The organism is Actinoplanes sp. NPDC023936, from assembly GCF_040639325.1.
Taxonomy (GTDB): Bacteria; Actinomycetota; Actinomycetes; order Mycobacteriales; family Micromonosporaceae; genus Actinoplanes.
Genome location: NZ_JBEZZR010000086.1, coordinates 1 through 5,440 on the forward strand (window position 1 = coordinate 1; position 5,440 = coordinate 5,440).

A 5,440-nucleotide genomic window follows, 5' to 3' on the forward strand; every position below is an offset into this window, starting at 1 on the left:
CGCTGGCGGATGTGGATCTGGCGGACGCCGCCCATACGTTGCAGGTCGGCCGCCGGCATTTCGCGTGCCGGCGCGCGGTGGTCTGCCGCGACACCGATCAAGCGGTCGCCACCCTCACCGGCGCCGACCCGGAGCGGCTGCTGACCGGCCGGGCCGCCGACCTCCCGCCCGCGGTTGTCTTCCTCTTCCCCGGCGGCGGCAGCCAGTACGCCGGCATGGGCCGCGCGCTGCTGCGGGACGAGCCGGTCTTCGCCGAGCACCTCGGCCGGTGCGCCGACCTGGTTGCCGGCCGGATCGGACACGACCTGCGCGACGTCGTCCGGGCCCGCGGCGACGACCCCCGCGCCACCGCGGTTCTGGACACCACCGAAGGCCGCCTGACCGCCCTCTTCGCGGTGGAGTACGCCCTCGCCAAGCTCTGGGAGTCGTGGGGCGTCCAGCCGCAAGCGATGATCGGGCACAGCAGCGGCGAGTACGTCGCCGCCTGCCTCGCCGGAGTCTTCGACCTCGGCGACGCCATCAACACCGTGGCCGTCCGGGGCCGGCTCATCGACGGCCTGCCCGACGGCGCCATGCTCGCGGTCAACCTCGGCGAACAGGCCGCGTGCGACTACGCCGGCGCCGATCTGGACGTGGCCGCCGTCAACGCCCCCGACCAGACCGTCCTCTCCGGACCCGCCGGCGCGGTCCGAGCCGCCGCCGACCGGCTCGACGCCGACGGTGTGCGCAACCGGCTGATCCGGGTCCGGCAGGCCGCGCACACCCGGATGCTCGACCCGCACCTCGACGCCTTCGCCCGGCACATGGACACCGTCCGGCTCCGGCCACCGCAGCGGCTGGTCGGCTCCAACGTGACAGGCGGCTGGCTCAGCGAACAGGACGCCACCGACCCCGGTTACTGGGTGCGGCACCTGCGCGGCACCGTCCGGTTCGGGGACAACCTGCGGACCGCCACCGGGCTCCCGGACGCGGCGTTCCTCGAGGTCGGGCCCGGCCATGCGCTCGGCACCATGGCGCTCGCCATCAGCCGGGCCGCGGGTGCCGAGGCCACCACGTCCATCGTCGCGTCGGCGCCGTCCGGCCCGGATGAGGACGAGGTCGAGGTGCTGCTCACCGCGATGGCGAGGCTCTGGCTGGCCGGCACGCCGATCGACTGGGCGGCGTTCACGGCCGGGGAGCGGCGGCACCGGGTGACGCTTCCGCCGTACCCCTTCGAAAGACGTCGCTACAGCTTGCTGGACGACGAAGCCGGACCACCCACCGGGCCGCAGGCGGACGCCGCGGCCGCGGCGCCGCGGCACGACCGCCCGCAGCTACCCACCGAGTACGTGGCGCCGCGCACCGAGTTCGAGGAGACCGTGGCTGTCACCTGGCGGGAACTGCTGGGGTACCGGACCGTCGGCGTCTTCGACGACTTCCTGCTGCTCGGCGGCGACTCGCTGCTCACCGGCCGGCTGGTGGCCCGGTTGCAGGACGTCTTCCAGATCGGGCTGACCGTGGCCGAGGCGTTCGCCGCGCGCACCATCGCCCGGCAGGCCGCGCTGATCGAGGAACGGCTCCTCGCGGAGCTCGACGGGCTCTCCGACGAGGAGGCCGAGCGACTGGCCGGCGGTGACCCGCGATGAGCGTGATCCCGCACCGGCCGCCCGGACGGCCCGCGCCGCTCTCCTTCCAGCAGCGCCGTCTCTGGTTCCTGGACCGGCTGCACGGCGCGGAGACCGGCGCGCACAACATGGCGATCGCGCTGCGCCTGACCGGACCGCTGGACGTATCCGCCCTGGACCGGGCGGTGCACCTGATCCGGGCCCGGCACGAGGCGTTGCGGACCGTGATCGTGGCGGACGACGGCGAGCCGGTGCAGGTCGTCGAGCCGGTCGACGAGCAGCCGATCGAGATCGTCGACGTCGCCGCGGACCAGCTGGACGAGTTCATCACCGGCCGGGCCCGGATCCCGTTCGACCTGCGGCGTCCGCTGCTGCGCGTGGTGCTCGCCCGGCTCGCCGCCGACCGGCACGTCCTGGTGCTGACCGTGCACCACATCATCGCCGACGGCTGGTCCGGCGGGGTGCTGGCGACCGAGCTGGCCGAGGCCTACGGCACGCTGGCCGCCGGCCGGGAGCCGCGGCTGCCCCGGCTGCCGGTGCAGTACGGCGACTTCGCCGCCTGGCAGCGCGGATACCTCGCCGGCCCGGTGCTGGACCGGCAGCTCGCCTACTGGACGGACCGCCTGGCCGGCGCGCCGACCGTCTCCGACCTGCCCACCGACCGCCCCCGGCCGGCGGTGCAGACCCACCGGGGCGACACCTACCACTTCGATCTGCCGTCCGATCTGGACGCGGGCCTGCGCGAGTTCGCCCGGTCCGAGCAGGTCAGCCCGTTCATGCTCGGGCTCGCCGTCTTCGCGGTGGTGCTGCACCGCTGGTCCGGCCAGGACGATCTGGTGATCGGCACACCGGTGGCCAACCGCACCCGGCCCGAGCTGGAGAACCTGTTCGGCTTCTTCGCCAACACCCTGGCGCTGCGCACCACGCTGACCGGCGATCCCGGCCTGCGGGAGCTGCTCGGCCGGATCCGCACCGGGATCTCGGCGGACTTCGCCCACCAGGACGTGCCGTTCGAGATGCTGGTGGACGCCCTGCGCCCGGCCCGCGACCTGAGCCGGCACCCACTCTTCCAGACGTTGTTCAGCTGGCAGGACGAGCCGATGCGGCCGTTCACCACGGGCGGCCTCACGGTCACCCCGATCCCGCAGCACAGCGGCAACGCCCAGTTCGACCTGTCGCTCTACGCGCACCGCGGTGACCAGGGCGTCTTCTGCATCATCGAGTACGCCACCGACCTGTTCGACCGGGCCACCGTGCAGGCCCTGGCCGGACAGTTCACGGTGGCGCTGCGGCACGCCATCGCCGATCCGGAGCGGCCGGTGTCGCGGCTGCCGCTGATGGACGACGGGACGCGGCGGCGGATCCTCACCGAGTGGAACGACACCGCGGTTCCGGTGCCGTCCGGCGCCCGCATGCACCAGCTCATCGAGGAGCAGGCGGGCCGGACCCCGGACGTGGTCGCGGTGGTCGATGCGGGCGGGCGGCACACGTACCGGGAACTGGATCTTCGGGCGGAGAGCGTGGCCGATCGGCTGCGCCGGGCCGGCGCCGGGCCGGGATCGCTGGTCGGCGTCTGCCTGCCCCGCCGCTTCGATCTGGTCGCGTCGATCCTCGGGGTACTCAAGTCCGGCGCCGGTTACCTGCCGCTGGATCCGGCGCATCCCGCCGCGCGGCACAGTGGGCTGCTCGACGACGCCGGGGCCGGCCTGGTGGTGACCTCGGCGCAGTGGCGTGATCGGTTCCCCGGCCGGCGGACGATCGTGGACGACTCGCTCGGGGAAGGCCCGGTGGTGGCGGGACGCGCGGCCGCCCCGGACGACCCCGCCTACCTGCTGCACACCTCCGGGTCCACCGGCCGGCCCAAGGGTGTGCTGGTGCCGCACCGGGCGGCGGTGAACTTCCTGACCACCGTGCGCGACGTGCCCGGCCTGCGACCGGACGACGTGGTGCTCGCGGTCAGCACGATCTGCTTCGACATCGCGCTCTACGAGGTGTTCGCGCCGCTCGCCACCGGCGCCCGGGTGGTCCTGGCGACCGAGGAGGACGTCCGCGACGGGCGCCGCCTGCGAGAACTGATCCGGGAGCACGGGGTGACAGTGCTCGACGCCACGCCCTCCACCTGGCGGCTGCTGACCGGCACCGGCTGGAAGGGCGGCGACCTGCGGCTGGCCGTCTCCACCGCGGAGGCGCTCACCCCGGAGCTGGCCGACGAGCTGCTGGACCGCTGCCCCGAGGTGTGGAACATGTACGGCCCGACCGAGGCGACCGTGTGGGCCGCCGGGCACCGGGTGCGGCGTGGCGAACGGCCCACCCCGATCGGGCGGCCGACACCGAACACCCGGCTCTACGTGCTCGACGCCGGGGGCGAGCCGGTCCCGCCGGGCATGCCGGGGGAGCTGTACATCGGCGGCGCCGGGGTGGCCGACGGCTATCTCGGCGCGCCCGAGGTGAGCGCCGAGCGGTTCGTCCCCGACCCGTTCGGGCCGGCCGGGGGCCGGCTGTACCGGACCGGCGACGTGGTCCGCCACCGGCCGGACGGCGTGATCCAGTACCTCGGTCGCGGCGACAACCAGGTCAAACTCCGCGGACACCGGATCGAGCTCGGCGAGATCGAGTCGACCCTGCGGCGGCACGAGGCGGTGGACGACGTCGCGGTCCTGGTGGAGGGCGACGATCCGGTACGGCGGCGGCTCGTCGCGTACCTGGTGGGCTCGGCAACCGACGCGGCCGAGCTCCGCGCCTGGTGCGCGGCGGTGCTGCCGTCCTCGATGGTCCCGGCCCGCTACGTCGCGCTGCCCCGCCTGCCGCTGAACAGCAACGGGAAGATCGACCGGCGGGCGCTGCCGGAGACGCCCGGCACCGAACTCGGCCACACCGCCGCGGGCCCGGCGGCACCGGCCGGGGTGACCGCCCGCCGGGTCGCCGAGGTCTGGCGCGACGTGCTGGGACGCGACTGCGGCCCGCACGAGAACTTCTTCGACGCGGGCGGGCACTCGCTGCTCGCCGTCGAGGTCCAGACCGAGTTGTCCGCCCGGTTCGGCCACGACATCCCGCTGCTCACCATCTTCGAGCACCCGACCATCGCCGGGCTGGCCGCCCACCTGGACGCCGGCGGCCATCCGTCGGCGCCGGCGCCCGGCGTCACGCCGGTCGACGCCGATTACGGCCGGCGGCGCCGCGCCATTGCCCAGCGGCCGCGTCCGCGACTTCAGGAGAGGGGAAACGCATGAGTGACCAGGACATGGACGGCGCGCTGGCGGTGGTGGGTATGGCGGGTCGTTTTCCGGGTGCGTCGAGTGTTGCCGAGTTCTGGCGGAATTTGTGTGCCGGGGTGGAGTCGGTGACGGTCTTCTCGGAGGAGGAGTTGGCGGCGTCGGGTGTGCCGGAGTCGGTGTATCGGCATCCGAGTTATGTGCCGGCGAAGGCGAAGCTGGACGGCGTGGAGTTGTTCGACGCCGAGTTCTTCGGTTTCAACGCCCACGAGGCCGAGATGACCGACCCGCAGCACCGGTTGTTCCTGGAGACGGCGTGGGAGGCGCTGGAGGACGCGGCGCACGATCCGGCGCGTTTCCCGGGACGGATCGGTGTCTACGCCGGACAGTCGATGAACACGTACTCGCTCTACAACATGATGCGCGATCCGTCCCTGGCACAGGCGTTCTACCTCGACTACCTGCCCATGATGATCAGCTCGAACGACGACTTCCTGGCCACCCGGGTCGCGTACCGGCTGGATCTGCACGGGCCGGCGATGACCATTCAGACCGCGTGTTCGACGTCGCTGGTGGCGATCCATCAGGCGTGTCAGTCGCTGCTCGGCGGTGAGTGCGACATGG

The 5,440-nt window shown here is 73.4% G+C and carries 3 protein-coding genes; all 3 read left to right on the forward strand.

Annotated elements, in window-relative coordinates; genetic code table 11:
• The coding region (locus tag AB0F72_RS42035) for an acyltransferase domain-containing protein (RefSeq protein WP_360444902.1) at positions 1–1,625 on the forward strand (1,625 nt) is incomplete at its 5' end.
• A complete protein-coding gene (locus AB0F72_RS42040; protein ID WP_360444905.1) occupies positions 1,622–4,834 on the forward strand; it encodes an amino acid adenylation domain-containing protein in 3,213 nt (1,070 codons plus the stop codon). The genes AB0F72_RS42035 and AB0F72_RS42040, both read left to right, overlap by 4 nt.
• A partial coding sequence (locus AB0F72_RS42045) for a polyketide synthase (protein WP_360444908.1) occupies positions 4,831–5,440 on the forward strand: 610 nt, incomplete at its 3' end. The genes AB0F72_RS42040 and AB0F72_RS42045, both read left to right, overlap by 4 nt.